Origin of the sequence: Methylobacterium sp. J-048 (genome assembly GCF_022829515.1) — a bacterium.
In the GTDB taxonomy this organism is placed as follows: Bacteria; Pseudomonadota; Alphaproteobacteria; order Rhizobiales; family Beijerinckiaceae; genus Methylobacterium.
The window spans coordinates 1-310 of sequence record NZ_JAKSYL010000301.1; the positions used below are offsets into that span (position 1 = coordinate 1).

A 310-nucleotide genomic window follows, 5' to 3' on the forward strand; every position below is an offset into this window, starting at 1 on the left:
GATGGAGGCGGCGAGCACGGTGGCCGTGGTGGTACCGTCACCGGCGATGTCGCTCGACTTCGAGGCGACTTCGCGCACCATCTGGGCGCCCATGTTCTCGAACTTGTCGGCGAGCTCGAGCTCCTTGGCGACGGTGACGCCGTCCTTGTTGATCCGCGGGGCGCCGAAGCTCTTCGCGATCACGACGTTGCGGCCCGGGGGTCGCAGCGATACTGTCACAGCGTCGGCGCCGGTACCGTCGCCGCGCTGCATGTGATCGCGTGCGTCTGTGGGACAACTAAAGCATTGCGTGTCCACGTCTTGCTTCGTT

Annotated in this window: 1 protein-coding gene; it reads right to left on the reverse strand. The window is 65.5% G+C overall.

The features are described 5' to 3' along the window. The coding region (locus MKL09_RS31440; protein ID WP_279606233.1) for a TCP-1/cpn60 chaperonin family protein at positions 1-252 on the reverse strand (252 nt) is incomplete at its 3' end. Positions 253-310: the final 58 nt, after the last annotated feature.